The 25,554-nt window shown below is 57.9% G+C and carries 26 protein-coding genes and 1 rRNA gene (1 of these 27 only partly in view); 21 read left to right on the top strand and 6 right to left on the bottom strand.

The window, feature by feature from the left end; all coding sequences use genetic code 11:
* Nucleotides 1–105 precede the first annotated feature (105 nt).
* Nucleotides 106–486, top strand: a complete 381-nt coding sequence (locus tag RWV98_RS13710; protein ID WP_317861429.1) for a metallopeptidase family protein — start codon at nucleotides 106–108, stop codon at nucleotides 484–486.
* Between the two features lie 36 nt (nucleotides 487–522).
* Here the strand turns inward: RWV98_RS13710 and RWV98_RS13705 are convergent, their stop codons facing one another.
* Both RWV98_RS13705 and RWV98_RS13700 read right to left on the bottom strand, forming a co-directional pair.
* Nucleotides 523–1,047: a transcription repressor NadR gene (locus RWV98_RS13705; RefSeq protein WP_280963453.1), complete on the bottom strand. Its 525-nt coding sequence runs from the start codon at nucleotides 1,045–1,047 to the stop codon at nucleotides 523–525.
* A gap of 102 nt (nucleotides 1,048–1,149) precedes the next feature.
* Nucleotides 1,150–1,842, bottom strand: a complete 693-nt coding sequence (locus tag RWV98_RS13700; protein WP_317861427.1) for a 3D domain-containing protein — start codon at nucleotides 1,840–1,842, stop codon at nucleotides 1,150–1,152.
* 625 nt (nucleotides 1,843–2,467) lie between these two features.
* Between RWV98_RS13700 and RWV98_RS13695 the strand changes: the two genes are divergently transcribed.
* Complete coding sequence (locus RWV98_RS13695; RefSeq protein WP_280963452.1) at nucleotides 2,468–4,126, top strand: ribonuclease J; 1,659 nt, start codon at nucleotides 2,468–2,470, stop codon at nucleotides 4,124–4,126.
* A gap of 105 nt (nucleotides 4,127–4,231) precedes the next feature.
* Nucleotides 4,232–5,047 carry a ferredoxin gene (locus tag RWV98_RS13690; RefSeq protein WP_317861424.1) on the top strand — a complete coding sequence of 272 codons (816 nt, stop codon included), beginning with the start codon at nucleotides 4,232–4,234 and terminating at the stop codon, nucleotides 5,045–5,047.
* A gap of 65 nt (nucleotides 5,048–5,112) precedes the next feature.
* On the opposite strand, the gene RWV98_RS13685 is transcribed toward RWV98_RS13690, so the two are convergent.
* From RWV98_RS13685 to RWV98_RS13675, 3 genes are read right to left on the bottom strand one after another with little or no spacing between them, the layout of a single operon-like run.
* A complete protein-coding gene (locus tag RWV98_RS13685) occupies nucleotides 5,113–5,655 on the bottom strand; it encodes a hypothetical protein (RefSeq protein WP_317861422.1) in 543 nt (180 codons plus the stop codon).
* A gap of 36 nt (nucleotides 5,656–5,691) precedes the next feature.
* Nucleotides 5,692–6,150 (bottom strand): biotin--[acetyl-CoA-carboxylase] ligase, encoded by a 459-nt coding sequence (locus RWV98_RS13680; RefSeq protein ID WP_317861420.1) that lies wholly within the window; start codon nucleotides 6,148–6,150, stop codon nucleotides 5,692–5,694.
* A complete protein-coding gene (locus RWV98_RS13675; protein ID WP_317861419.1) occupies nucleotides 6,102–6,674 on the bottom strand; it encodes a biotin operon repressor in 573 nt (190 codons plus the stop codon). Before RWV98_RS13675 ends, RWV98_RS13680 begins: the two co-directional genes overlap by 49 nt.
* Before the next feature lie 93 nt (nucleotides 6,675–6,767).
* Between RWV98_RS13675 and RWV98_RS13670 the strand changes: the two genes are divergently transcribed.
* Both RWV98_RS13670 and RWV98_RS13665 read left to right on the top strand, forming a co-directional pair.
* Nucleotides 6,768–7,562 (top strand): YlmH family RNA-binding protein, encoded by a 795-nt coding sequence (locus tag RWV98_RS13670; protein WP_317861418.1) that lies wholly within the window; start codon nucleotides 6,768–6,770, stop codon nucleotides 7,560–7,562.
* A gap of 88 nt (nucleotides 7,563–7,650) precedes the next feature.
* On the top strand, nucleotides 7,651–9,735 hold the full coding sequence (locus RWV98_RS13665) for an S-layer homology domain-containing protein (protein ID WP_280963447.1): 2,085 nt from the start codon (nucleotides 7,651–7,653) through the stop codon (nucleotides 9,733–9,735).
* Nucleotides 9,736–9,796: 61 nt separating this feature from the next.
* Here RWV98_RS13665 and RWV98_RS13660 read toward each other — a convergent pair whose 3' ends face one another.
* Nucleotides 9,797–11,104 (bottom strand): alpha-amylase family glycosyl hydrolase, encoded by a 1,308-nt coding sequence (locus tag RWV98_RS13660; protein ID WP_317861416.1) that lies wholly within the window; start codon nucleotides 11,102–11,104, stop codon nucleotides 9,797–9,799.
* A 215-nt stretch (nucleotides 11,105–11,319) separates the two neighbouring features.
* Here RWV98_RS13660 and rplS point away from each other — a divergent pair, with 215 nt between their 5' ends.
* From rplS to RWV98_RS13580, 16 genes are all read left to right on the top strand, one after another.
* Nucleotides 11,320–11,661 carry a 50S ribosomal protein L19 gene (rplS, locus tag RWV98_RS13655; protein ID WP_280963445.1) on the top strand — a complete coding sequence of 114 codons (342 nt, stop codon included), beginning with the start codon at nucleotides 11,320–11,322 and terminating at the stop codon, nucleotides 11,659–11,661.
* Nucleotides 11,662–11,796: 135 nt separating this feature from the next.
* The gene (lepB, locus tag RWV98_RS13650; RefSeq protein WP_317861412.1) at nucleotides 11,797–12,381 is read left to right on the top strand and encodes a signal peptidase I; all 585 of its coding nucleotides are present in this window, start codon (nucleotides 11,797–11,799) and stop codon (nucleotides 12,379–12,381) included.
* 2 nt (nucleotides 12,382–12,383) lie between these two features.
* The gene (gene ylqF / locus RWV98_RS13645; RefSeq protein ID WP_317861410.1) at nucleotides 12,384–13,247 is read left to right on the top strand and encodes a ribosome biogenesis GTPase YlqF; all 864 of its coding nucleotides are present in this window, start codon (nucleotides 12,384–12,386) and stop codon (nucleotides 13,245–13,247) included.
* Nucleotides 13,244–13,861, top strand: coding sequence for a ribonuclease HII (locus tag RWV98_RS13640; RefSeq protein ID WP_317861408.1), 618 nt, complete (start codon nucleotides 13,244–13,246; stop codon nucleotides 13,859–13,861). The genes ylqF and RWV98_RS13640 overlap by 4 nt, the downstream gene beginning before the upstream one ends.
* Nucleotides 13,858–14,205, top strand: coding sequence for a YraN family protein (locus RWV98_RS13635; protein ID WP_317861406.1), 348 nt, complete (start codon nucleotides 13,858–13,860; stop codon nucleotides 14,203–14,205). Before RWV98_RS13640 ends, RWV98_RS13635 begins: the two co-directional genes overlap by 4 nt.
* Before the next feature lies 1 nt (nucleotide 14,206).
* Nucleotides 14,207–15,175 carry a dipeptidase gene (locus RWV98_RS13630; RefSeq protein ID WP_317861404.1) on the top strand — a complete coding sequence of 323 codons (969 nt, stop codon included), beginning with the start codon at nucleotides 14,207–14,209 and terminating at the stop codon, nucleotides 15,173–15,175.
* Between the two features lie 25 nt (nucleotides 15,176–15,200).
* Nucleotides 15,201–16,694: a threonine synthase gene (thrC, locus tag RWV98_RS13625; protein WP_317861402.1), complete on the top strand. Its 1,494-nt coding sequence runs from the start codon at nucleotides 15,201–15,203 to the stop codon at nucleotides 16,692–16,694.
* Nucleotides 16,695–16,699: 5 nt separating this feature from the next.
* Nucleotides 16,700–17,401, top strand: coding sequence for a metallophosphoesterase (locus tag RWV98_RS13620; RefSeq protein WP_317861400.1), 702 nt, complete (start codon nucleotides 16,700–16,702; stop codon nucleotides 17,399–17,401).
* 81 nt (nucleotides 17,402–17,482) lie between these two features.
* On the top strand, nucleotides 17,483–18,814 hold the full coding sequence (gene tig / locus RWV98_RS13615; RefSeq protein ID WP_317861398.1) for a trigger factor: 1,332 nt from the start codon (nucleotides 17,483–17,485) through the stop codon (nucleotides 18,812–18,814).
* Nucleotides 18,815–18,857: 43 nt separating this feature from the next.
* Nucleotides 18,858–19,439, top strand: coding sequence for an ATP-dependent Clp endopeptidase proteolytic subunit ClpP (clpP, locus tag RWV98_RS13610; RefSeq protein ID WP_317861396.1), 582 nt, complete (start codon nucleotides 18,858–18,860; stop codon nucleotides 19,437–19,439).
* Nucleotides 19,440–19,476: 37 nt separating this feature from the next.
* Nucleotides 19,477–20,793, top strand: a complete 1,317-nt coding sequence (gene clpX / locus RWV98_RS13605) for an ATP-dependent Clp protease ATP-binding subunit ClpX (RefSeq protein WP_317861394.1) — start codon at nucleotides 19,477–19,479, stop codon at nucleotides 20,791–20,793.
* Between the two features lie 203 nt (nucleotides 20,794–20,996).
* Complete coding sequence (gene lon / locus RWV98_RS13600) at nucleotides 20,997–23,411, top strand: endopeptidase La (protein WP_317861392.1); 2,415 nt, start codon at nucleotides 20,997–20,999, stop codon at nucleotides 23,409–23,411.
* A 21-nt stretch (nucleotides 23,412–23,432) separates the two neighbouring features.
* Nucleotides 23,433–24,035 carry a ribosome biogenesis GTP-binding protein YihA/YsxC gene (gene yihA, locus RWV98_RS13595; RefSeq protein ID WP_317861390.1) on the top strand — a complete coding sequence of 201 codons (603 nt, stop codon included), beginning with the start codon at nucleotides 23,433–23,435 and terminating at the stop codon, nucleotides 24,033–24,035.
* Entirely contained in the window at nucleotides 24,032–24,424 is a 393-nt protein-coding gene (locus RWV98_RS13590; protein ID WP_280963432.1) for a hypothetical protein, read from the top strand. Before yihA ends, RWV98_RS13590 begins: the two co-directional genes overlap by 4 nt.
* 116 nt (nucleotides 24,425–24,540) lie before the next feature.
* Nucleotides 24,541–24,858 (top strand): SCP2 sterol-binding domain-containing protein, encoded by a 318-nt coding sequence (locus tag RWV98_RS13585; protein WP_280963431.1) that lies wholly within the window; start codon nucleotides 24,541–24,543, stop codon nucleotides 24,856–24,858.
* Nucleotides 24,859–25,424: 566 nt separating this feature from the next.
* Nucleotides 25,425–25,554 (top strand): 16S ribosomal RNA (locus RWV98_RS13580); it runs 1,407 nt beyond the window's last position.

The raw sequence follows: 25,554 nt of genomic DNA, 5'->3' as shown, positions 1-25,554 counted from the left end.
CAGCAAAATAAAACACCTGTCAAGACACCTATAAAAGAAAAAATACACGGTTGCGGCGGACGGTGCGCTGTGTTATAGTAAGGGCGGAAAGGATGGACTTTCAGCATGATTTCGATCGATCGATTTGAAGAGATATTGGGTCTGCTCGCGGAAGAGCTGCCCGCGGCGTTTTATGAGGAGCTCAACGGCGGGATCATCGTCGATCCCGGCCGTTTGCTGCATCCGGCGGATCAGGACGGCAGCCTGTATATTCTGGGCGAATACCGGATAGACCCGGCTATGGGCAAGTATATCGTGATGTTTTACGGTTCCTTTCGCCGGGTGTTCGGCGATCTGGACGAACAGGCGCTGACCGAGGAAATGCGAAAAGTGCTGCGGCATGAATTCCGCCACCATGTGGAAGGGCGCGCGGGCGTGCGCGATCTGGAGGTGTGGGATGAAGAGCAGATCGCGGCCTATCGCGCGGCGAAAAAGGACGAGCTTTAAAAAAGCCGCCGGCCCATGACGGGTCGGCGGCTTTTTTTAAGTTTCGGAAAGAAGGAAGCCCTCGCCGCGAAGGCCTTCGACAACACGGTCCAGTGTCTGCTGATCCGGCGCGCGCAGGGTATGCAGGTGGATGCCGCCCGTCAGGTCGCATAGTGGGCGGGCGCCGGAGGAAAGAATCTTATCATGGAACGCATCCGCGTCGAAGCGGGAAAAAATCCGCAGCGGCGCGCAGATCTCGCCGTAGACCGAATGCTCGACCGTTACATCGATCAGCGCGCCGCCCAGATCGACAACGGTATAGAGCTCTTGCATCATACGCTCGTCGCCGTGGCGGCACACCACGCTGCACGACGCATACGCGGGCACGGCGGGCGGCGCTTCCAGCACATAGCCGCGCGGCGTGGCAAGCACGCATAGGCCGCCTGCGCGCAGCAGGGCGATATCGCCCACGATGATCTGCCGGCTGACGCCGCACTGCGCCGCGAGCGCCGTGGCCGAGACCGGATCCTTTGCATCAGAGAGCAGATGGGTGATATGCTGGCGGCGTTCGGCTGCGTTCATGTGCGGTTTCCTCCCTTTGTTGCCTGTGGCTTGCGCTATCTTACCTTATCATAGCAAAAAGCAAAGGACTATGCAAGCATAGTCCTTTGCGGTCAGATGAAATTAGGCGAGCAGGTAAACATCGGCATAGCTGACGCCGAGGTCGTACGCACGCTCATGGGAACCAACGAATACGTCAATCTTGTTGCTCTTGATCGCTCCGCCGGTATCCTCGGCGATGAAGACGCCGTAGCCGTCGATATAAACGCGGCTGCCAAGCGGGATGATCGAGCTGTCCACCGCGATGGTGCGGCCTTCCTCTGCGTAGGTGCCGGAAGCGGTCTTGCCGCTGTCGTTGCCGTTGCAGATCGCGCAGGGGCAGTAGAAGGTGAGCTTGTAGTTGCCGAGCGACGTGGCGTTGTTCTTAACGACGCTGTCGGCCGTAAGGGAAGAGGAGTAGGCAACGGTCTTAGCAGCGATGGGATCGTTCAGCAGCGCGCTGTACGCCTGCTCGGATTGCTGCTTGGCCTGTGCCGCGGCCTTTGCTTCGGCTTCCGCCTTGGCCTTTGCAGCCGCTTCGGCCTTTTCCTTGGCTTCGGCTTCCGCCTTGGCCTTGTTCAGCGCTTGCTCGGCAGTAAGGACTTCGTCGCTCGTCAGCGCGTTGCCGACAGTGGAATTCAGATTTGAGGTGAGCACGGCGGTGGGTACCGGCGCGTCCGTCGTGGACACAGCAGCGGCGCCGACTGTCGCCAGAGAACTGATCGCCACCGCGGCGGCAAGCAGCTTCACTGCATGCTTTCTCAAGGTCGTAGTCATTGAAACACTCCTAAATCGTCGTGAGAACCCGCGTGGTCGCGGCACCGTGTTACCGATTTGTTCTCAGGTTGTTACTGTTTTGTTGTCGGTCTGTTTCCGATCTGTAACCAATGATACTGCATCGGAGCTGATTTGTCAAATGGTTTTGAGGAAATTAGTGTAATGTGCACAATAGTTTTTCGGTCGTGGACAGAAAGCTGTGAAGGCTTCTAAAGTTTTCAGCATATTCGATAAGAAAATACATCCAAAATTTATCCAGTTGAAAAAATACCGGGATGTCGAATCGGCCGGATTTCGCAGAAGGTCCAAGGTATAGGACGGCGAAAGGCAGACGATACTACATTTAGAAAGCAGCCCTGCGTGGAATATCCGCTTTACGGTCCGCCGGACAGAAATTTCTTTACAGTCCCTTTCGGTTGTGGTATGCTAATAATAAGTGTTTGCAGGCTGCGTACGGAATGTGCCGCGGTTTTCGTGGTAAAACCAGCCTGTGTTGTCACTGTTTGATATGATTTGAAAGAAAAGGTGAAGAAACGGGAATTTTCACCTTTTTGAAATGCGGGCAGGAACCCGCTTCGATCATGAAATTAATTTTTAATATAATAAGGAAAGTGATAGTTCTATTATGAAAGAAAAACTGAAAATCATACCGCTCGGCGGCCTCAACGAGATCGGCAAGAACATGACGGTGATCGAGTACGGTAACGACATGCTGGTCATAGACTGCGGCATCGCGTTTCCGGACGACGACATGCTGGGCGTCGATCTGGTCATCCCGGACACGACGTATATCAAGCGCAATCTTGCAAAGCTGCGCGGCTACGTCATCACCCACGGTCATGAGGACCACATCGGCGCGATTCCGTATGTGCTGCGCGAATGCAACGCGCCGGTCTATGCGACTAAGCTGACCTGCGGCATCATCGAGGCGAAGCTGTCCGAGCACCGCATGCCGCAGAAGGTAAAGCTCAGCCGTGTGCGCGCGGGCGATACGATCAAGCTTGGTTGCTTTAAGGTGGAATTTATCCACACCAACCACTCGATCGCGGATTCGGTCGCGCTTGCCATCACCACGCCGCTTGGCGTGCTGTTCCACACGGGCGACTTCAAGATCGACCTGACGCCTGATTTGGGCGAAATGATCGATCTGGTCCGCATCGGCGAGCTGGGCAAGAAGGGCATCCTCGCGCTGATGAGCGATTCGACCAACGTCGAACGTCCGGGCTATACGCCGAGCGAAAAGACCGTGCGCAAATCGCTGGAGAAGTTCATCATGGAGAGCGATCAGCGCATCATTATCGCGACGTTCGCCTCGAACGTATCGCGTTTGCAGCAGATCCTCGACATCGCCGCGCTGGCGGGCCGCAAGGTCGCGGTATGCGGCCGCAGCATGGAGAAGATATCCTCGGTCGCGACAGAGCTCGGTTATTTACAGGACACGGGCAAGACGATGATCGATATCAGCGATATCCGGCGTTATCCGCGCAACCAGCTGATCATTGTATCCACCGGGTCGCAGGGCGAGACCATGTCCGCCCTTTACCGCATGGCCTACGGCAGCCACAAGCAGGTCGAGGTTTCGGCGGGCGACCGTATCCTGATCGCCGCTTCCGCCATCCCGGGCAACGAAAAGTCGGTCAACAATATGGTTAACGAGCTCTACAAGCAGGGGGCGGAGGTCATTTATGACCGCTCGGCCGCGATTCACGTATCCGGCCACGCCTGTCAGGAAGAGCAAAAGCTGATGATCGGCCTTTGCAAGCCGAAGTACTTCATTCCGGTACACGGCGAATACCGCATGCTGGTGCAGCACGCGAACATTGCGCGCGAAATGGGCGTCAATCCGAAAAATGTTCTGATCTCCGAGATCGGGCGGCCGATCGAGATCGGCGAGGGCACGGCCCGGCTGGCAAATCCCGTGCCCGCCGGACGGCTTCTGGTGGATGGCCTTGGCATCGGCGACGTGGGCACCGCGGTGCTGCGCGACCGCAAGCATCTGTCCGAGGACGGCCTGCTCGTTGTGGTCGTCACGGTGGACGCGACGACCGGCGTGGTGATCGCCGGGCCGGATATCGTGTCCCGCGGCTTTGTCTATGTCAAGGAAGCCGAGGATCTGATGGAAGAGCTGCGCAAGCTGTCGCAGGCGGCGCTCGACCGCTGCGCCACCGAGGGCGTGCGCGAATGGAACGGCCTGAAGAGCGCGATCAAGGGCGACCTGAGCGATTTCCTCTTCAAAAAGACCAAGCGCAGCCCCATGGTGCTGCCGATCATTATGGAAATATAAAAGATTCAAAAAGGCGGCCGCATGGCCGCCTTTTTTGTGCATAGACAGGGGAAGGCTTTTTTGATATACTTACCTTATTATATATAAGGAAGCAGGGATGGGCAGATGCCGATCAAACAGATATGGGGCATGTATTGGAGCGCGGCGGGAACGACGGAGACGATCGTGCGCACGGCGGCGCGGGAAATTGGCGAACGGCTCGGCGCGCCGGTCCAGTATTATGATTTTACGGAGCCGGCCGCGCGGGAGCGCGCGCCCGCTTTTGAGAAGGATGATCTGGTGGTGTTCGGCACGCCGACCTATGCGGGGCGGGTGCCCAATCTCCTGCTGCCGTATGTGAAAACCGTGCGGGGCGGCGGCGCGCTGGCCGTGCCGCTCGTCACCTTTGGCAACCGCGACTTTGACGACGCGCTGATCGAGCTGCGCGACCTTTTAGAGGAAGACGGGTTCCGGCCGTTTGCCGCCGGGGCGTTCGCCTGCCAGCACGCCTTTTCCGAAACGCTGGCCGCCGGGCGGCCGGATGAGGACGACCTCGCGGCTTTGCGCCGGTTTTCCGCGCAGGCCGCTGAAAAAGCGCGCGCGGGCATGGATGGTCTGGTCGCGGTCGCGGGAACGCCAAAGCCGTACCGCGGCTATTACCAGCCGCGCGACCGCGCGGGCAACCCGATTGATATCCGCAAGGTAAAGCCCAAGACGAGCGACGCGTGCGACAACTGCGGCCTGTGCGCGGCGCTGTGCCCCATGGGTTCGATCGATCCGGACGATGTGCGGGAGATTCGCGGAATATGCATAAAGTGTTGCGCTTGCGTGAAAAAATGCCCGCAAAACGCCAAGTATTTTGACGATCCGGGCTACTTATACCATAAAAGCGAGCTGGAAGCCGCTTATGCGCGCCGCGCGGAAAACGCGGTGTTTCTCTAAAAGACGGTCATAAAGCAAAGGCGCGTTGCATACAATGATGCGACGCGCCTTTCCTGTGACCTTTTTTATTTCGCCTGATACATACCAATCTTTTGCAGTTCCTTGATCATGTCCTCCACGGTCTCGCCCGCGACCTGCAAACGGGATGCGGAGCCGGGTTCCGCCTCGGAAAAGGTATCCCACGCGGTGACGAGCTTGGCGGTGGGGGCCACGCCGAATTGCTGGAGCAGCGGGAAGAAACGGGGCAGCTTGGTGCTGTAAAGGGACAGCACCTTGTACTTTTGCACGAACAGTTCTTCCTCCGTTTCGTGCGAGGCGATCGCAAAGGAGGAGAGGCCGTCCTGATAGAGCAGCTCGCCGTAGCCGCCGAGTACGGTTTCAAGCTGCGATTTGGTCATGCCGTCCAGATAATAGACGAGGTTTTCGTTATCCGCGTCCGGGTGGACGGCGAGAAAAAGCGGTTCGGGAAGCAGCTCGTAAAAGGCCTGTACAAAGGCGGGCAGTTTTTCAAAGCTGAGGTTCATGGTCAGGGTATCGCCGGCGAGCTCATATTCCTCGCGCAGTCGCTCGGGATGGGGAACGGTGACGCCGGAGGCGGTTTCAAACATAAGGGCTTCTCCTTTATAATCGTGTGGTCTTGTTTTTTACGATGGGGACAGGCGGATGCTGATCTCGCCGGTGGAAAGCGTGTGTGTTTGCCCCGCGTCGTCGCGGACCAGCAGGTGCCCCTCCTCGGTCAGGCCCACGCAGACGGCGTGGTACTGCGTGGCGGGGCTGTGCACGGTAACCGGTTTGCCGAGGCAGCACAGGCGGCTGCGGTACGCCGCGATCAGCGCGGCGGTGCCGCCTTCGCTCAGCAGGCGGATGCCGCGTTCGAACGCGCCGAGCAGGGCGGCGGCCAGCGCGGCGCGGCGCGGCGCGGCGGAAAATTCGCTGAGCGCCCCGGCAACCGCGCGTACCTCCTCCGGCCACGCGGGGCTGGGGAACAAATTGATGCCGAAGCCGGTGACGACCGCGTCCACCGCGCCAGTCTCGCCTTCGATCACGGCCTCGGTCAGGATACCACAGAGCTTTTTTCCTCCATCAGCACGTCGTTGACCCATTTGATTCCGGGGGTGAAACCGGCGGTCTGCTCGATCGCTTCGCAAACCGCGACGGCGGCTGCCACCGTGACAAAATGCAGCTTGTCCAGCGGAAAGCGGGGATGCATCAGCACGCTGATATAAAGTCCGGAGCCGGGCGGCGAAGCGAACGACCGGCCCAGACGGCCGCGCCCGCCCGACTGCTCAAGCGCGATCAGCGTAAAGCCGTGAGGCTTTGCCGTATACTCCTGCTTGAGTACCGTGTTGGTGGAGGTAAGGCTGGGCATAACGAGCAGCTCGCGGCCAAAGGCTTCGGTCTCCAGCAGCGCGCCTACACCGGCGGCGGTCAGGCTGTCGTCCTCGGTGCGGAGCAGATAACCGCCGCCGGGCGCGGCGTCAATCGCTACGCCCGCTTCCCGCAGCGCGCCGACCGCCTTCCACACCGCGGCGCGCGAAACGCCGAGCGTGCGGGCGAGCGCGGCGCCGGATATTTGTTCGCCGCGCGCCTCCTCCAGCGCTTTCAGTACCGCATCTTTGACAGACATAACATTGCTTGCCCCCTTATAAAACGATATTCCTATTGTAAACCAAAGCGGTAAATTGTACAATGGGAAAAGTGGAGATTGGGAGGAAGGACATTGAAGACCAAAAAGGAGATCATAAGCGCGCTGGCGCGCACAGAGGACGACCGGCTGCTGTTGGCGCAGGTATTGGACAAGGCGCAGGAGTGCGAGACCCGCGGCTACCTGACGCACACGCGGTTTTTGAACATGGCCGAGCGCGCCATGGCGGAGGCGGCGGCGCGCCAAATGGGCGGCGGCGCGTTGTTCTGGGGCGGCTACGAGGGGGCCGAGCGAGCCATGGCCGTGTTTTATCCCGATTATCTGGATGAGGAAAGCGCCAAACAGGCCGCGCCGGTCGCGTTGCTGAGGGCGCACAAAAGGCCGGGGGACGAGCTGACGCACCGCGACTATCTGGGCGCGCTGATGGGCTTGCAGATCGACCGGGCGATGATCGGCGATATCGTGGTGCATGAAGCGGGCGCGGATTTATTGGTAAGCGAGGAGATCGCGGATTTCTTGCTCATGCACTTTGATAAGGCGGGCCGCAAACGGATCGAATTGACGCGCGAGCCGATCGAAAGCCTGCGCATTTCCGAGCAGCGGGAGGAGGAAGGGCAAGGCTCGGTGGCGTCGCCCCGGCTGGACAGCGTGATCGCGCTTATCTTCGGCCTGTCCCGCGCGAACGCGCAGGCGGAGATCGCGCGGGGAACGGTGTTCGTCAATGGAGCGCCCTGCCTGAAAGATGAGCGCGAGCTGCGCGAGGGCGACCGGCTGACCGTGCGCGGCCGCGGCAGGGCGCGGATCGTGTCGTTTGGAGGAATCAGCCGAAAAGGCCGCTTATTTGTCACCTATGCAAAAAGTGTGTTATAAACGGCCTGTTAAGGTTTTTTTTAGGGATTGTCACGTTTCGCAAACTATGCTATACTAAAGTCAGGAACTTTGAGGGGTGGTTGCATCCATGAAAAAAAGATTGATAGCCTTTATGCTATCCGCATCACTGATGGTCGGTCTGGCTCCTGCGGCCTTTGCCGCGAGCGATATCGACAAGCACTGGGCGAAAACCTATATTGAATATTTAAATGAAGAGGGCGTGTATAAGCCAAGCGCGACGACCGGCGACTTTGAGCCCGACCGGGATATGACGCGCGCTGAATTTATGCGCTATATTAACCGCGCGTTTCATTTTACCGAGACCGCGGCCATCAATTACGACGACGTAAAGAGCAACGCGTGGTACTACGATACCGTGCGCATCGCGGCCAAGTACGGTTACATCAACGGCGTGGGCGACAACAAGATGGAGCCCGAAGGCCCGGTTACGCGTGAACAGGCCGCGACGCTGATCGGCCGTCTGTTCAAGGCGGACCCCGGCGATATCGATCCGGAGTCGCTTTCCTTTACCGATAAGGACAAGATATCGAAATGGAGCGCGGGCTATATCAAGGCCGCGACCGATAAGGGCTTTTTGGCGGGCTATACGGACGGTTCCTTTAAGCCGGATCAGGTCGTGTCCCGCGGCGAAGTGGCTAAAATACTGTATTTCTACCTCGGCACCTCGCTGTCCACGGCCGGCAAGGCCTACACGGGAGCCGATCTGAAGAGCGATACCGCCAATGTGACGATTTCGGAAAACTGCACGCTGTCCGACGCGACGATCACTGGCGATCTGTACATCACCGAAGGCCTCGGGGCCGACGCTGTGACCCTCACAAATGTGAAGGTTGAGGGTTCTGTCATCGTGTCCGGTGGTACGGTTACAATGGTAAATACGACGAGCGATCACATGATCGTTTCGTCTCCGATGGGGCGCCTGCTGCAAGTAACTGCAACGGGCGCTAGCCATATCCGTGAGACCGAGATCGACTCCAACGCGACCCTTTACGAGCGCGGGCTGACGACGACCGGCTATGAAGGCTTTGCCAACGTAGCGGTGGACGGCGGCAGCCGCGTGTCGCTGACGCTGGACGCGGCGGTAAGCAACCTGCACCTTGCGGGCGAAGCTTCCGTCAACACGACCGCGGGCACCTCGATTTATCACCTGACGGCGGATAAGGCGGCATCCATCACGGGCTACGGCTCGATCTATCAGGCGGAGATCAATGTAAACGGCGTGACCATTGCAAAGGATATCGCGGTTTCCGGCTATACGCTCGCAAGCGGCGTGACCGCGAACATCGGCGGCGAAACGGTGAACACTTCTTCCGCCGCGAGCGTGACGCCTACCTCGATCTCGGTTGATTTAAACGATCTTTCGCCGCTGGGCGCGGCGGTCGATATTTCGCTGCCGACAGGCGCCAAGGTGCAAACCGTCACTTGCGACGGGCTGATCCTTTCGCCGTCGGTCGCCTATACGGAAACCGCGAACGGCATCCGCGTGCAGACTTCGTACCTTGCCACGCTGGCGCGCGGCAACCACACGCTGCTGATCACCTCGTCGGATGGACATAAGTATTCGATCGCCGTCGCGGTGACCAATTCCAACAGTCTGGCCGGCGCATCGGAGCTTTCGTTCGACCGGTACTATAAATCCGCCGGCTTTAAGGATTTGTCGCTTCGTCTGTCTTCAATCAACGCCGCGAGTGATATCCGTTCGGTCGTGCTGGGGCTGACCAATCTGGATTACGAGTTTGACAGCGCGACGCGCAGCATTATCCTGCGGCGCGGTCTGTTGGCGCAGCTGCCCGAGGGCCTGTATACGATCACGGTCAACCTGAAAACCGGCACCGAGGAGCAGGCGCAGCTGACGGTATCCGATTCGACGCCCTCCGGCTTGACGGCGCAGGTGGCCGAATACGACACCTTTGACCCGGTGGAGGTGAGCGTGCCGCTCGATCTCGATCGGCTCAATGTGCGCAGCGTGACCGCGATCCGGAACAACGCCGTGCAAACGCTCGTGCAGAATACCGATTATACGGTCGATAAGACGAAGATGACCTTTAAAAAGACAACGCTGGAGGCCTTCCGCCAGAGCAAGGGCCTTGTGGAGTTCACCATTACGATGAACGATAATTCAGTGGTGGTTCTGGTTGTCGACTACATTTAATACTATTATAAAGGCCGCCCCGCTTATCAGCGGGGCGGCCTTGCGTGATCGTATGCTGTTTTTACTCGGTCTTCCAGAACGCGACGGAGTAGGGGGGCAGTTCGCTGCCGCCGCCGAAATCGTGCATCTCGCCGGTGATCAGGTCGACGCCGCGGCCGGCGTTTGCGTTGAAGTGCGCGGTGAAGGGTTCGGAATCGATGTTGAGGGCGACGAGAACGCGTTCCTCCTCGCATACCCGCTCCCAGATACACTGTTTATTGGTGAGTACAAGCTGCTTGAAATCGCCGTAGCAGAGGGCCTTGCTCGCGCGGTGCGCCCCCGCCATGGCGGCGATCCGGTCGGTCAGGTCGTTCCATTCAGGCGCGTCGAAGGAGGGACGCAGCGCGTCGTCGCCATGCGATTTTTCTCCCGTAATGCCCCATTCGCTGCCGTAGTATACACAGGGAATGCCCGGCATGCCAAACAGCATGCCGTAGAGCAGCGGCAGGTGCTTAGGGTCGGACAGGATAGAGGCTGCGCGCGTCACATCGTGGTTATCGACAAAGGACAGCAGATGCTTGCCGCGGTAAAGCGTCCAGTTTTCCGGGCCGAACTGACGCAGCAGCGAATGCGTGATTTCAAACAGGTTCATGGAGTTGAGCGAAGAATACAGGCCCTTGTAGCATTCGTAATTGGTGCAGGAGTGCAGCATCTCGTTCCCGACAAATTGATTGTAATCGCCGTGGAGCAGCTCGCCGACAAGGAAAAAGCCGGGCTTCAAGCCGTCGCAAAACGCGCGCAGCTGCCGAATAAAATCCTTGTCCAAACAATAGGCGACATCGAGCCGCAGGCCGTCGATATCGAACTCGTCCACCCACAGGCGGATACAATCGAACAGATGCGCCACGACTTCAGGGTTTTGCAGGTTCAGGCGCACCAGCTCATAGTGGCCCTCCCAACCCTCGTACCAAAAGCCGTCGTTGTAATTCGAGTTGCCGTCGAACGAAATATGGAACCAGTCCTTGTAGGGGGAGTCCCGCTTTTTCTCCTGCACGTCGCGGAAGGCCCAGAAGCCGCGGCCGACATGGTTGAACACGCCGTCCAGCACGACGCGGACGTTATGCTCGTGCAGGGTATCGCACACCTTTGCAAAATCCGCGTTCGTGCCAAGGCGGCAGTCCAGCTTGCGGTAATCACGGGTGTCGTAGCCGTGCGAGTCGGATTCAAACAGGGGGGAGAAGTACACGGCGTCGCAGCCGAGCTTTTCGATATGCGCCGCCCAGTCGCCCACCTTGGCGATGCGTGGAACGGCGACACCGTCGTTTTCACGCGGCGCGCCGCAGAAACCGATCGGATAGATCTGATAGAACACGCTTTCGTATGCCCACATAAATTGATTATCCTCCTTTACAATTTGGGGATAGTTTAAGTATACTATGGATATTTGGAATTACAAGTAAAATGCCGAAAGAATATAATTTAACGAAAAAAACACTTGCGTGCGGCTGGGCGATATGGTAGAATATATCGGTAACACGGGCATTCCTCTGTCTGTTTCGCGGTGAAACGGGGTAAGAATGTCTAAGACGAAAGGATGACTTGAAAATGGATTTAGTCAAGGTACTGTCCGAGCAGCAGCTGAAAAGCGATCTGCCCGATCTGAAGATCGGCGACACCGTTAAGGTGCACGCAAAGATCAAGGAAGGTAACCGCGAGCGCATTCAGGTGTTCGAGGGTATCATTATTGCCAGAAAGCACTCCGGCGTCAACCAGACGATTACGGTTCGCCGCATTTCTTACGGCGTAGGCGTTGAGAAGACGTTCCCGGTGCATTCCCCGAACGTTGCGAAGTTCGAGATCGTGCGCCGTGGTAAGGTTCGCCGCGCCAAGCTGTACTATCTGCGCGGCAGAGTCGGCAAGGCTGCCAAGGTTGCGGAAAAGGTTTAATAGGATCAAACAAAACGGGGAGCTTTATGCTTCCCGTTTTTGTTTGTTTATCGGGCGGAAATGCCGCGTGAAGGCTTGCGTTTGCAGCATTTAAAAGCTATAATAACAAAGTATGTATTGTTTGGAGGACTGATTATGCAGGAAATACAGGAAAACGGCGCGGGCAAGCACGAAAAGCAGGAAGGCCGCTTCAAAAGCGAGTTGTTCGGCTGGGGCGAGTCTCTGCTGACCGTTTTGATCTTTTTTGTGATCGTTTTTACCTTTTTTGCCCGATTGATTGGCGTGGACGGTTCCTCAATGGTGCCGACGCTGCAGGATCACAACATCATGTTGGTGAGCAACCTGAATTATACGCCCGAAAAAGGCGATATCGTGGTTTTGAACAAGCCGAATTTTTATCACGGCCAGCCGATCGTGAAGCGCGTCATTGCGACCGGCGGCGATACGATTGAAATCAGCGCCGACACCGGCGATGTGATCGTCAATGGAACCGTGCTGGACGAACCTTATATCGCGGAGAAGATCAACACGTTCGAGCACTTGGGCGATATGACCTACCCGCAGACCGTGCCGGAGGGCTGTATTTTCGTGATGGGCGATAACCGCAACCACTCGTCCGACAGCCGACGGAGCGATCTGGGCATGGTGGATGAGCGCTATGTGCTCGGCCATGTGCTTTCGGTGCTGTTCCCGTTCAGCCAGTTTGGCTCGGTGGAGTAAGTATGAATATTCAGTGGTATCCCGGTCACATGACCAAGACCCGCCGGCAAATGGCGGAGTATATCAAGCAGGTGGACGCGGTGTGCGAGGTGGTGGACGCCCGCATCCCGCAGGTGTCCCGCAACCCGGACATGGAAGAGATCGCCGCGGGCAAGCCGCGCCTGATCATTTTAAACCGGATCGATCTGGCCGATCCCGCCGCAACGGCGTCGTGGGCTCGCTGGTTCCGTGAAAAGGGCTGGGCGGTCATAGAGACGGACAGTCGCTTGGGACAAGGCACGCAGGCGTTCGCGTCCGCGGTGCGCGCGCTGCTCGCGGATAAGATCGCGCAGTGGAACGAAAAGGGACAGATCGGCAAGTCGGTGCGCGTGATGGTGGTCGGCATTCCGAATGTCGGCAAATCCACGTTCATCAACCGTATTCTGGGCCGCAAGTCGGCCAAGGCGGCGGACAAGCCGGGCGTGACGCGCGGCAGCCAGTGGTTCCGTGTGGAAAGCGGCATCGATTTGCTGGATACGCCGGGCATACTCTGGCCCAAATTTGACGACGAACGCGTTGGCCTGCTGCTGGCGGTCACCGGCGCGATCAAGGACGATATATTGGATGTGGAAACGCTTGGCTGCAAGCTGATGGAGCTGCTCGCGGCGCGCGCCCCGGAGACGATCGCCGCGCGATATGGCGTGGCGGCGCCGGCGGACAGCGATTTTCCCGGCTATGATCTATTGCAACAGGCCGGTAAGAAGCGCGGCTTTTTGCTGCGCGGCGGCGAGATCGATACCGAGCGTATGGCGCGTATTTTGCTGGACGAGTTCCGCGGCGGCGTTTTGGGCCGCATCACGCTGGAAACACCGGAGGAATACGCATGATCTGGGAATATGAAGAACAGGCTGCGGCGGATGGTTACCGGGCGGTCTGCGGCGTGGACGAAGCCGGGCGCGGGCCGCTCGCGGGACCGGTGTGCGCGGCGGCGGTCATTTTGCCGCCGGGCCTTGTGATCGATGGCCTGAACGACAGCAAGAAGCTGACGGAAAAAAAGCGCGAAGCGCTCTACTCCGTCATTTGCGAGAACGCGGTCGCGTGGTCGGCGGCGCTGGTGGATGAGCAGGTGATCGATGAGATCAATATTTTACAGGCGACTTACCGCGTGATGCGGCAGGCGGTGGAGGGGCTTTCCGTTCCGGCGGATTTTGTGCTGGTGGACGGCAACCGCTCGGAAGGGCTGGCGGTACCGCACCGCTGTATCGCGGGCGGAGACGGCCTATCGCCCTCAATCGCGGCCGCGTCGATCATTGCCAAGGTGACGAGGGACCGGCTGCTGCGTCAGTATGACGAAACCTATCCCCAGTACGGCTTTGCAAAGCACAAGGGCTACGGCAGCCGGGCGCATTACGAAGCGCTGCTGCGATACGGCCCGTGCCCGATCCATCGGCGCACATTTTTGCGCAAGTTCTACGAGCAGCACCCGGAGGCGCCGCGATGAAGGGCGCATGGGGCGAGCGGCAAGCGCAGGCGTATTTGAAGCGCAAGGGCTACCGTATCGTGGAAACGAATTTTCGCACCCGGCTGGGTGAGATCGACATTATTGCGCGCGACGGCCCATATATTGTATTCGCCGAGGTGAAAACGCGAAGGGACAGCCGCTTTGCGCTGCCGCGCGAGCATGTGACGGCTGCCAAGCGGCAGCGCATTTGCGTCACGGCCGAACAGTGGCTGCAGCGAAACCCCGGCGCGGGGCAGCCGCGCTTCGATGTGATCGAGGTATACGGGGAGGAAGGCGCGGCCCCGCGGGATATCTGCCACCTCATAGACGCCTTTGGGGGATAGTATGAAGCTTTTTGACCTGCACTGCGACACGATCTATGAATGCTGCGAGACCGGCAAGGTCCTGCGGGAAAACGACCTGCACGTGAATTTGGCCGGCGCGCGGCGGTATACGCATTACGCACAGTTTTTTGCGCTGTTCTGCGGCGCGCGCGCGCCGAGCGCCGAGCTGGCGGCCGGTCGGGCATCGCTTTTGGATACGCCGCCAAACGAGCGCTTTGCCCGCATGGTAAAAACCGCGATGGGCGAATTTGAAAAAAACGCCGATTGGCTGACGTTTTGCCGTACATCGGAGGATTTGGCGCGCGCGGCGGCCGAAGGCAAGGCGGCGGCGTTCCTTTCAGTCGAGGGCGCAGAACTGCTGCCCGACACTCCGGACGGACTGGATTTGGCCTATGACGCGGGCGTGCGCCTGCTGACGCTGACATGGAATTACCGCAGCAAATTCGGCTGCCCGGCGTCGGTCGATCAAGCCGAGGGGCTGACGGAGGAAGGGCGCAAGCTGGTGCGGGATTGCGAACAAAAGGGGATTATTGTCGATGTGTCCCACCTGTCCGAACAGGGCTTTTGGGACGTATGTGAAACGGCGGCGAAGCCCTTTGTGGCCACGCACAGCGATTCGCGCGCGCTTTGCCGCCATCCGCGTAACCTGACCGACCGGCAGTTTGCCGCGATTGTTTCGGGGGGCGGTCTGGTGGGCGTCAACCTGTACACGCCGTTTTTGGTGCGTCAGAGCGATTCGGTCTTGGAGGACGCGCTCGACCATATCGAGCATTTTCTCGGCCTTTACGGCGAGGGCCATTTGGCGCTTGGCTGCGATCTGGACGGGTGCGACGAGCTGCCCGCCGGGGTGGGAGGTCTGGGCGACCTGTATAAGCTGGGCGAACTGATGCTGCGCAAGGGGTATAAGGAAAGCACCGTGAACGGGCTGTTTTACGACAATGCGTTCGCGTTTATAGAAAAAATGCTGTAATTAAAAATTCGGAGGTTTAACGTAAATGGAATATGTAAGCACGAGAGACAAGAGCCGTGCGGTCTCGTCGGCCTACGCGATCGCGAACGGCATCGCGCCGGACGGCGGCCTGTATTGCCCGACCGAATTCCCGTCGCTTTCCGCGGAGGATTGGCACGCGCTGGCGAAAATGGACTACAAAGGCCGCGCGGCCATGATACTCGGCCGGTTCCTGACCGATTTTTCGGCGGAAGAGCTTACGGACTTTGCCGCGAAGGCGTATGCGGATGAAAAATTCGGCGGCGCGAATACCGCGCCCGTCGTATCGCTCGCGGACGGCAAGCATCTGTTGGAGCTGTGGCACGGCCCCACCTGCGCGTTCAAGGACATGGCGCTGCAAATCCTGCCGCATTTGCTGACCGCGTCGCTCCGCAAGATCGGCGAAAAGCGCACCGCGTGCATCCTCGTCGCGACCTCGGGCGATACGGGCAAGGCCGCGCTCGACGGCTTCGCCGATGTGCCGGGCACCAAGATCATGGTATACTATCCGGAAAACGGCGTGTCCCCGATGCAAAAGCTGCAAATGAACACGCAGACAGGGGAAAACGTTGAGGTGGTCGCCATTCGCGGCAACTTCGACGACGCCCAGTCCGCCGTCAAGCAAATCTTTACCGATGCGGCGACGCGCGAGGCGCTGGACCGCGACGGTATGATGCTGTCCTCCGCCAATTCGATCAACTGGGGGCGGCTGGCCCCGCAGATCGCCTACTATATTTCGGCGTATTGCGATCTGCTCGCCGAAGGTAAGATCGCGCATGGCGATCAGATCAATATCTGCGTGCCCACGGGCAACTTCGGCAATATCCTCGCGGCGTACATCGCAAAGCAGATGGGCCTGCCGGTGAACAAGTTCATCTGCGCCTCCAACCGCAACAATGTGCTGACCGACTTTTTCAAAAAGGGCGGCAGCTATGATAAGAACCGCGCGTTTTACACCACCGCCTCGCCGTCGATGGATATCCTGATCTCGTCCAATCTGGAACGCCTGCTGTTCCTCGCCTCGGGACAGAACGACAAGCTGGTCGCCGAACTGATGGACAAGCTGGGGACCGAGGGCCGCTACGCGCTGACGGCGGAAATGTTCTCCGGTATCGCCGCGGATTTCGACGCGGGCTGCTGCGACGATGCCGAGACCGCCGAGACCATCCGCGCACTGTGGGAAAAGGAGCACTATCTGGCCGATACGCACACGGCGGTCGCCGTGCGGGTGTACGAGGACTACCGCGCGCGCACCGGCGACGAGACGCCGGTCGTCATTGCTTCCACCGCGTCGCCGTTTAAGTTCTGCCGTTCGGTGATCGAAGCGCTGGGCGGTTCGCTCGAGCGGGACGATGTGACGCAGCTCGGCGTTCTGGAACAGCTGACGGGCGAAAAGGCTCCCGCGCCGCTTGCCGCGCTCGCGGGCAAGACGCCGCGCTTTGACCGCGTGGTGGACAAGGAAGCGATCTTTCAGACAATCGAGCTGCTGAAGGCGCGGTAAGACGGATGGCGCTTTTTACGCTGGCCGATCTGCATCTCTCCACCGCCGTGCCCAAGTCGATGGATATATTTGGCGGCAGGTGGCAGGGCTACACGGAAAAGATCGTCAAAAACTGGCGCGCGCTGATCGCGCCGGAGGACACGGTCGTTCTGGGCGGCGATATCTCGTGGGGCATTAGCCTGAGCGAAGCGCGCACGGATTTTGAACTGCTCGAAAGCCTGCCCGGGCGTAAGCTCATTTTAAAGGGCAACCACGATCTTTGGTGGGAAACGGCGGCCAAGATGCACCGGTTCCTTGAGGAGCACGGCATGCAAAGCATCGATTTTCTGCATAATAACTGCTTCTTTTACGAAAACACCGCGCTGTGCGGCACGCGCGGCTGGCCCTTTGAGCAGGACTTTGCCGATCCGCACAACGAAAAAATATTCCGGCGGGAGCTGATGCGGCTGGAGGCCTCGCTCCGGCAGGGGGCCGCGGCCGCGCCGGAGGAGATCGTCTGTTTTCTCCATTACCCGCCGCTTTACGCCTCGTTTCGCTGCGAAGCGATCGTTTCCATGCTGCAAAAGTACGGCGTGCGGCGCTGTTTTTACGGTCACCTGCACTCGGAAAGCCTGCGGTACGCGGTGGAAGGGGTGTACGACGGCATCGAATGGCGGCTGGTTTCGGGAGATCATGTGGATTTTACACCGGTTTTGCTTAAAAAATAAAAAAAGTGTGGAAATCCGAAAGTATATCTGATAAAATAGATTGGATACAATCGAAGTATTGATAGTAAGGAGTTTGGCAACATGGAACTGAAAAAGACAGAAAAGCTGGAACACAGCATGGTGGAGCTGACCATCGCTGTTTCGGCTCAGGAGTTTGACGCCGCAAAGGATAAGGCGTTCAAGAAGTCCGGCAAGAACATTACGGTACCCGGCTTCCGCAAGGGCAAGGCCCCCCGCAAGATGATCGAAAAGCTTTATGGCGAAGGCGTTTTCTTTGAGGATGCTTTTAATATCGTATATCCGGACGCGATGGACATGGCGGTCAAGGAAGCCGGCATCGAGCCTGTGGGCCGCGCGGACGTCGATCTGGGCGACGCCGAGGAAGAAGGCGGCCTGACGATCGTGGCCAAGGTGCCGGTCGAGCCCGAAGTAGAGCTGGGCGAATACAAGGGCGTCGAAGCCGAGAAGGAGACCGTAAAGGTTCCCGCGGCCGACGTGAAGGCGGAGCTGACCCGTATGGCCGAGCGCGGCGGCCGCACCGAGACCGTTGACCGCAAGGCCAAGAAGAACGACACGGTCGAAATCGATTTTGAAGGCTTTGTGGACGGTACGCCGTTCGACGGCGGCAAGGCTGAAAACTACGAGCTGACGCTTGGCTCCGGTTCCTTTATCCCGGGCTTTGAGGATCAGCTGATCGGCGTGAAGGCCGGCGAGGAAAAGGACGTTGTCGTTTCCTTCCCCGAGGAGTACCATGCCAGCGATCTGGCCGGCAAGGAAGCCGTGTTTAAGTGCAAGGTGCACAAGGTGCAGGAGACCATTCTGCCCGAGATCGACGATGAGTTCGCCAAGGACGTATCCGAAACCAGCGAGACTCTTGACGACCTGAAGAAAGAGATCGCCGAGCGCCTGAAGAACGAGCGCCAGCAGGCCGCCGACCGCGACTTTGAAGAAAAAGTGCTGGACGCCGTACTGGAAAACATGAAGGCTGATATCCCGGAAGCCATGTATGAAAACCAGATCAACACGATCATTCAGGACTTTGGCTACCGCCTGCAGATGCAGGGCATGCAGCTCGACCGCTATCTGGCCATGAACAATATGGACATGACCACCTTCCGCTCGATGTTCCGCGATCAGGCCGAGCGTCAGGTCAAGGTGCGCCTTGCGCTGAAAAAGGTTGCCGAATTGGAGAACCTGACCGTTTCCGACACCGATCTTGATGAGCAGTATGCTAAAATGGCAGAGCAGTATGGCATGGAGGCCGAAAAGGTCCGCGCCGCTGTCAATGCCGACGCTCTCACGGCCGACATGAAGATCGACCGCGCGCTTGAATTCCTGACCACCAACGCCAAGGTTAAGAAGAAGGCCGCTGCCAAGAAAAAGGCGGACGACGCCGCCGAGGGCGAAGAGTAATTACAAAGCAGTTTCTTTTCAATAAGGAAAGGAGTCTTTTTTCGTGAGTTTGGTACCAATGGTCATTGAGCAGACCGGGCGCGGCGAGCGTTCCTACGATATTTATTCGCGTCTGCTCAACGATCGGATCGTTATGCTCGGCGAAGAGGTCAACGATGTGACGGCCTCGCTCGTCGTCGCGCAGCTCCTCTATCTGGAGGGGCAGGACCCTGATAAGGACATTTCGTTCTATATCAACAGCCCCGGCGGCTCTGTTACCGCGGGCATGGCGATCTTTGACACAATGAACTATATCAAGCCCGATGTATCGACCATTTGCGTCGGTCTGGCGGCTTCGATGGGCGCGTTCCTGCTGGCGGCGGGCGCCAAGGGCAAGCGCTTCGCGCTGCCCAACGCGGAGATCATGATCCACCAGCCTTCGGGCGGCGCGCAGGGTCAAGCCTCCGATATGAAGATCCATACCGATTGGATTCTCAAGACGCGCGACAAGCTCAACCGCATCCTTGCCGAAAACACCGGCAAACCGCTTGAGATCATCGCGCACGATACCGAGCGCGACAATTTCATGTCCGCGGAGGAAGCGCTGGAATACGGCCTGATCGACCGTATCTTCGATAAGAGATAAAAGCGATCGAAATGTCACAGTATTTTAGGGGTGCAAGATGCCAAATTTTGATGATGATAAGACGCTGAAGTGTTCGTTCTGCGGCAAGCCGCAGAACCGCGTCCGCAAGCTTATCGCGGGGCCGGGCGTGTATATCTGCGACGAATGTATTGGCGTATGCACCAGCATTTTGGACGATGAGCTGGATTTTGCGCCTTCGCTGCGCGAGGACGAGGCGGTGCTCGAACCCGAAAAGCTGCCAACCCCGCAGGAGCTTAAGGCCACGCTCGATGAATATGTCATCGGGCAGGAACGCGCCAAGGTCGCTCTGTCGGTGGCCGTGTATAACCACTACAAGCGTATCTACAGCGGCGAGAGCGATATCGAACTGCAAAAGTCGAACATCCTGATGCTCGGCCCTTCCGGTTCGGGTAAAACGCTGCTCGCGCAGACGCTGGCCAAAACGCTTAAGGTGCCGTTCGCCATCGCGGACGCCACCACCCTGACCGAAGCCGGCTATGTCGGTGAGGATGTTGAGAATATCCTGCTGCGCCTGATTCAGGCGGCGGATTTTGACATCGAGCTGGCCGAGCATGGCATCATCTATGTCGATGAAATCGACAAGATCGCCCGCAAGAGCGAAAATCCGTCCATTACCCGCGACGTTTCGGGTGAGGGCGTGCAGCAGGCGCTGCTGAAAATGCTGGAAGGCACAACGGCCAACGTGCCGCCGCAGGGCGGCCGCAAGCACCCGCATCAGGATTTTATCCAGATCGATACGACCAATATCCTGTTTATCTGCGGCGGTGCGTTTGACGGCATCGAGGGCATCATCCAAAAGCGCGTGGGTAAGCAGGGCCTTGGCTTTGGCGCGGAGGTGCACAGCAACGAGGCGGACAACAACGATGAACTGCTGGCCCGTATTGAGCCGCACGATTTGATGAAGTACGGTCTGATTCCTGAACTGATCGGGCGTATGCCGATGCTCGTGGCGCTTTCAACGCTCGATGAATCGGCGTTGGTCCGCATTTTGCAGGAACCGAAAAACGCACTGGTCAAGCAGTATCAGGCGCTGCTCAAGATGGACGGCGCCGAGCTCGTCTTCGAGCCGGAAGCGCTGACCGAGGTGGCGCAGATCGCGCTCAAGCGCAAAACGGGCGCGCGGGGCCTGCGCGGCGTGCTGGAAACGATGATGACCGATATCATGTTCCGCATCCCGTCCGACGAGACCATCACCAAGGTGACGATCACGCGCGGTACGGTCACGGGCGAGAGCGAACCGGTGCTGGAACACGGCGAGCGGCTGCGCCTGCCCGAGGGGAAAGGGCGCGCGCGGCCTGTGGCAAAACCGGGCAAAAATAACAAAAGCGCATAAAACGGCGTCCGCCGATCCCTGACCGGTGGACGATGGAAAACGTGGGCGGGACGTGTGTTTCCGCCTGCGTTTTGCTATTCTGAACAGGCATTACCGCTTGCCAAAACGCGAAAAATAGACTATACTAACCCTATTAACGCCGCACAGAAGCGAAAAATAGCGCCGTGCGACGCACATCCCCCGTATACAGGAGAGAAAAATACATGTTACAAACCGAAGAAACTACCCTGCGCCTGCTGCCTGTGCTGCCGCTGCGCGGCTTGGTCGCGTTTCCGCGGATGCTGATCCACTTCGACGTGGGGCGGACAATGTCGATTCGCGCGCTGGAAGCGGCAATGAAGAATGAGCAGATGATCTTCCTTACCGCGCAGCGCGAACTGAAGACCGATGCGCCCGGGCCGGGCGATCTGTACCAGATCGGCACGATCTGCGTGATCAAGCAGATTCTGCGCCTGCCGGGCGACAATATCCGCGTGCTTGTCGAGGGCAAAGCGCGCGCCGCCGCGTATCAGTTCAACCATCCGGAGGACGAGGAGGACTGCCTGTTCGCCGAGGTTTCGGAGCTGATCGATTATGCGCTGGGCGCTGCCGAGCGCCGCTCACAGGCGCTGATCCGCACCGCGCAGGAACGCTTTTCCGAATACGCGCAGTATGCCGCGCGCGTTTCAGCCGATGTGGAAATGTCGGTGGCGGCTGGCGGCGACGCCGGCTTTCTGGCGGACTTTATCGCCCAGAATCTCGCGGTCGACGTCGAGGTCAAGCAGGAGATATTGGAGGAACTCAACGTGACGCGCCGCCTGACCATGATCATCCGGCTGCTGGGCGAAGAGACGGAAATCCTAAAAATTGAAAACGAAATTCAGGACGAGCTGAAAACGCAGATCGATAAAAACCAGCGCGAATATTATCTGCGCGAACAGATCAAGGTCATTCAGGGCGAGCTGGGCGAGCAGGACATCGCGGCCGAAGCCGACAGCTACCGCGAGCGCATCCAGAAGCTCCACCTGCCCGCGGAATCCGAGGAGAAGCTCCTTAAGGAAACTGACCGGCTGGCCAAGCTCAGCGGCTCACAGGCCGAGCAGGGCGTGGTGCGTACATATCTGGACACGGTGCTTGAGCTGCCCTGGGATAAAAAGAGCGAGGAGCGCATCGACCTAACGGAAGCCGAAGCGGTTTTGAATCGTGATCACTTTGGTCTGACCAAGGTCAAGGAGCGTATTTTGGAATTCTTGGCGGTCAAGGCGCTGTCGCCCGAGCTAAAGGGGCAGGTGCTGTGTCTGGTCGGCCCGCCCGGCGTGGGCAAGACCTCGATCGCGCGATCGATCGCGGAGGCAATGGGCAGAAGCTATGCGCGCATGTCGCTGGGCGGTGTGCGCGACGAGGCGGACATCCGCGGCCACCGCAAGACCTACATCGGCGCGATGCCCGGCCGTATCATGGACGCGCTGCGCCGCGCGGGCACGTCCAACCCGTTGATCCTGCTCGATGAGATCGATAAGATGGGCAACGATTTTAGGGGCGACCCGGCTTCCGCCATGCTCGAGGTGCTGGACACCGAGCAGAACGTCGCGTTCCGCGACCATTATATCGAACTGCCGTTCGACCTGTCCGATGTATTGTTCCTGACGACCGCGAACGACCTTGGCGGCGTTCCGCGTCCGCTGCTCGACCGCATGGAGGTGATCGAGCTTTCTTCCTATACCGAAGAGGAAAAGGTGCAGATCGCTACGCGCCACCTGATCGGCAAGCAGATGAAAAAGCACGGCATAAAGGAAGAACAGCTTACGCTGCCTGAGGAGATGCTGCGCGCCATCATCGTGGGCTATACCCGTGAGGCGGGCGTGCGCCGCTTGGAGCAGTTGATCGCGCGTGTGTGCCGCAAGGCGGCCAAGAAGATCGCGGACGGCGAAACGGGCCTTACCGTGACAGAGGACAAGCTGGAGGACCTGCTGGGCGTGGCCCCGTATAAGGAAGACTTGATCTCGCATAATGATGAGGTCGGCATCGTCAACGGCCTTGCGTGGACCAGCGTGGGCGGCGAGATGCTGGAGGTCGAAGTCGCCGTCGTGCCCGGCACGGGCAAGATCGAGGTGACCGGCAATTTGGGCACCGTCATGCAGGAAAGCGCCAAGGCTGCCGTTACCTTCGTGCGCTCCCGTTCAGAAGAGCTGGCGATTGATCCGATGTTCTATAAGGTCAACGACCTGCATATCCACTTCCCGGAGGCCGCTATCCCGAAGGATGGCCCCTCCGCCGGTGTGACGATCACCACCGCGCTCATCTCCGCCTTGACCGAAGCCCCGGTGCGGCACGACGTCGCCATGACGGGCGAGGTGACGCTGCGCGGCCGCGTGCTGCCGATCGGCGGCCTGCGGGAGAAAACCATGGCGGCGTTCCGCGCCGGCATCAAGACCGTTGTGATACCCAAGGAGAACGAGTCTGATTTGCAGGATATCGAACCGGTCGTGCGCGAGAAGCTGCAGTTTGTGCCTGCCGCTCATATGGATACGGTGATGGAGACCGCAATCGATTTTTCGCGCCGTCCCAAGAAAAAGAAAAAAACGACCCGGCGGGCCGTGCCCTGCACGGATCCGTCAGTGCCGACCGTGGTACAGTAAACAGAAGGGAAGGGCAGCTACATGCTCAATCTGCAACAAGCAGAATTTATTCGATCCGCTGTGAGTGAAAAGGATTTTCCGAGGGATGGTTTGCCGCAATTTGTCTTTGCGGGCAAATCCAACGTCGGCAAGTCCTCTGTGCTCAATCGTTTGCTGCGGCGCAAAAACTTTGCGCGCGTCGGCGCGCAGCCGGGCAAAACGGTACACATCAACTTCTTTCTGATCGACAAACAGACTTATTTTGTCGATCTGCCCGGCTATGGCTTCGCCAAGGTATCCAAGGCGGAACAGAACCGCTGGGGCGAGCTGATGCAGATATATTTCGATTCCGGCCTGCTCTCCTGCGGGGTGCAGATCGTCGACATCCGTCATGCGCCAACGAAGGACGACGCGACGATGGCGAACTGGTTCCGCGCTTCGGGCATGCCTTGGCTCGTGATCGCCAATAAGCTGGATAAGATCAAGAAAAGCCAATTACAGGGCTGTCTTGATGTGATCCGGCAGACACTGCTGCTGCCGGAAGAGGTCCCCGTCATTCCGTTTTCCGCAGAAAAAGGCGATGGCAGAGAGACCGTTTTAGACATGCTGATCGCGCATATGGGAAAGGATGCGTATAAATCATGAATTTTTTGCGCCGCATGATGATGGGTCGCTACGGCGGGGATCCGTTGAATAACGCCCTGCTCCTGCTGTGTCTTTTGCTGATCGCTCTACGCTGGGCGACCGGCTGGGCCGTTATGGGCTGGCTGGCGGTGGCCTTGCTTTTCCTTTGCTATTTCCGCATGTTTTCGCGCAATATTAACGCGCGCTATATGGAGAACCAACGCTTTATGGGCTTTTGGAATCCGATTCGCCAGCGGCTGCGCGATGCCTCCGCACGCTTTGCCGACCGTAAAACGCACCGGTATTATAAGTGCCCGCAGTGTGGCAAGCGCCTGCGCGTGCCGCGTGGACGTGGCAAAATAAACATTACTTGTCCCCAATGCCGCACGCAATTTATCCGTAAAAGCTAAAAATGTTACTTTTTAGAAATGTTGTCTGATAAAGTGGGAAAATACTGTTGCAATTTTTTGAAAAAGTCTTATAATATAGTTAACCTATAGTGTATAAGGGGGCGAAGCCAATGACAATGGATCAGCTGATCGGAAAGATTTACAACAGGCTCAGCAAGGCCGATATCAGCGGTACGCAGGGGAAGGTTGCGGTACAGTTCAACCTGACCGGTAAGGTTGGGGGCGTTTTCTATGTGGAAATCCTCAACGGCGTGCTTTCTGTAATGCCTTATGAGTACATCGATCGCGATGCCAGCGTATGCGGCACCATGACTAACATCGAAAAGGTTTTCACCGGCAAACTGGTTCCTCAGGTTGCCATGGCGGAAGGAAAGATCAAGGTCGAGGGTAATGTGGACAAGGTTATGGTCTTGGCCGAATTGCTCAAGCAGTAAGTCTTTCCGATCAAAAAGTACAAGAATCCCGTCTGCTTCCACAGAAAGCGGACGGGATTTTTGTGTGAAAATATCCTTGACAATCCGCGTGAAATTGCAGTAAAATATAAAAACCACCCCGAAGATTGGGGAGGCCGCAAATTTCTTCTTTTTTCGCTAAAAAAGGTGTTGACAAAAGGAGGGGTGTGCGATATACTAAATAAGCTGCTTCTGAGAGAGCGGCGGCGAGGAACTGAGCAAGACTTTGAAAACGAAAAAAGTTGAAAAAAGTTCTTGACAAACGATTCCGAACCTGATATACTAAATAAGCTGTCACCGAGAAACGAAAGAGCCTGAAAAGTTCTGAAAACTCTCCGAAACAGCGAAATTGCACCTTGTAAATTAAACAACGAGAAAGCTTGACTGCATCGGTTGAAAGACTGGTGTAGGAATGTGAACCTGAAAATTCTTTTAAGAGTAAACACTCTATAAAGTAAATCGGTGGACATATGGAACTCCACTTAAAACAAACCATATCGTCAGACTCTAAGAAGTCGATTAATTGAGCTTTGGCTCTGTTAATACAATTTTTAGAGAGTTTGATCCTGGCTCAGGATGAACGCTGGCGGCGTGCCTAACACATGCAAGTCGAACGAGGTTATTTTGGAATATTCCTTCGGGGATAGGAATCTTTAACCTAGTGGCGGACGGGTGAGT

It is taken from the genome of Agathobaculum sp. NTUH-O15-33 (assembly GCF_033193315.1).
GTDB lineage: Bacteria > Bacillota > Clostridia > Oscillospirales > Butyricicoccaceae > Agathobaculum > Agathobaculum faecihominis_A.
The sequence above is the reverse complement of the archived record's forward strand: the minus strand, read 5'-3'. Positions and strand labels throughout refer to the sequence as shown.